Consider the following 1,155-nt stretch of genomic DNA (forward strand, 5'->3'; position numbering starts at 1 on the left):
GGGAGAGCGACTATCTGGGGTGTCAAGTTGCATTTGCGAATTCGCTTCTCGCGTCGCGTGCTTTTGCGTTGAGGATGACGAGAAGTTTTCTGGCGAGTGCGATGCGGATGAGCATTTTGGGCTTTCCCGCCTGTTGCAACCGTTGAGCGAACGCTTTGAGATGGGGATCGAACTTGGCTGCGATGGCTGCGACGATGAAGAGGATGCCCCGGGGCCCGGCGCGTCCGCCGCGCACATGCCTGTTGCCGGCGCGCTTGCCGCTGTCGTTGGCGATAGGGGCGAGGCCTGCCAGCTTGGCGATTGCTTTGTTGGAGATGAGGCCGATCTCGGGCAGTTCGGCTATGAGGCGAGCCACGGTGCGGCCAGCCACGCCCTTGAGCGAACGGAAGGCCGATCCCAATCTGGCCCACAGCGGATCATCGTCGATCATCGAGGCGATCTCGCCTTCCAGGCGCCGCTCCTCACGCTTGAGGAAAGCCAGCATCGCCTCGATGCTGGCGCCTGTCTCGGCATCGCGCGCGGCGCTTCTACGCTGCTTGTTGACGGTCGCATCGCCGACGACCTGGCAAAGCCGCCCAACCAGCGCAGTAAGCCGCTGCTGGGCAGTGCTGGGTGGTGGCGTCGGCACGATCTTCTTGACTGCGCTGTAATGGGCGATGATGGAAGCGTCGATACGGTCGGTCTTCTCCAGATAGCCCATCGCCTCGGCGAAGCGGCGCACGCTCTTGGCATTGACCAGAGCGCACGGCATGCCGTGCGCCCACAAAAGCATGAAGCCCAACCGCTCATAGCCGCCCGACGCCTCCATCACCGCGTGGGTTGCGCCATGGTTGTGACAGAACAGCCAAAGAGCTGCGATCCCCGTCGCGTCGTTGGTGAAGCGCTCTACTGCCCCGTCGGGCCAGACATGCGCGTCCAGCCAATCCTTCGAAACATCAACTCCACAAATGATCATGTTCACGGTAACCTGCCTTGTGCGTACGGTTGGAACCAAGCGACTGTTCGGTCGTGCGTGACGAAGGCGAAGATCCCAAGCTCTCCCGCGGCTGTAACCTCAGGTGGTACGGGCGACTTCGCCAAGCCAAGGTCCGGGCGGCCGCCCGGACCTTGGCTCAATCGCTTCAATCCCACGAAATCTCTCTCGTGTAGATACAA

1 protein-coding gene is annotated in these 1,155 nt (G+C 61.9%); it reads right to left on the reverse strand.

The window, feature by feature from the left end:
• Positions 1 to 22 precede the first annotated feature (22 nt).
• Complete coding sequence (locus tag EOA36_RS35805) at positions 23 to 961, reverse strand: IS110 family transposase (protein WP_127281268.1); 939 nt, start codon at positions 959 to 961, stop codon at positions 23 to 25.
• Between the last annotated feature and the right edge of the window lie 194 nt (positions 962 to 1,155).

This window comes from Mesorhizobium sp. M8A.F.Ca.ET.021.01.1.1, assembly GCF_003998025.1.
GTDB lineage: Bacteria > Pseudomonadota > Alphaproteobacteria > Rhizobiales > Rhizobiaceae > Mesorhizobium.